This is a genomic window from Psychrobacter sp. 1Y4, from assembly GCF_051847555.1.
Genome location: NZ_JBPYDE010000941.1, coordinates 1 through 565, shown reverse-complemented (window position 1 = coordinate 565; position 565 = coordinate 1). Strand labels below are relative to the sequence as shown.

Genomic DNA, 565 nt, shown 5'->3' with positions numbered 1-565 from the left:
AGTGTGCAAGCCGCCGCTGATGATGTGACACCTGATGTTATCAAGTCGTTAATTGCGCATACCGATTTTGATTGGAATACCCCTAATCGTGTCCGTTCAGTTATCAGCGCCTTTAGCTCGCAACCAACGGTACTATGGACAGCAGAGGGTCTGAAGATGTATACAGACGTCATCAAAAAACTCGATGATGCCAACCCTGTATTGGCGTCGCGACTGCTACAAGTGCTGGCACGCTGGAATACGTTGGCTGAACCACGTCGTCAAATGGCGCAAGAGCAGCTAACAGACTTGCGCAAGAACGTTGCATCCAAGCATGTGCTTGAAAGCTTAGAGAGTGTATTAGGTGCTGCAAATAGCTGATTGATAATAGCTAGGAAATAATTTAGCTGTAGTATTAACTTTAAAATAAAGCCAACCTCAAACTAGAGTTGGCTTTATTTAATTGAGTGTATAGCATTAATGATCATTAAGAATTAAGCTGCTCAAGAAAATGTTTTTCTTAAAATTCTCCCAATAAAAAGCCCCTTTCGTATCAGTACGAAAAGGGCTTTTTAGTTTTTGCTTG

At 41.8% G+C, this 565-nt stretch carries 1 protein-coding gene; it reads left to right on the top strand.

Going from position 1 to position 565, the window contains the following annotated elements:
* Nucleotides 1–360, top strand: a 360-nt coding sequence (locus ACS8FC_RS19745; RefSeq protein ID WP_439298035.1) for an aminopeptidase N C-terminal domain-containing protein, incomplete at its 5' end; no start/stop codon positions are given.
* Nucleotides 361–565: the final 205 nt, after the last annotated feature.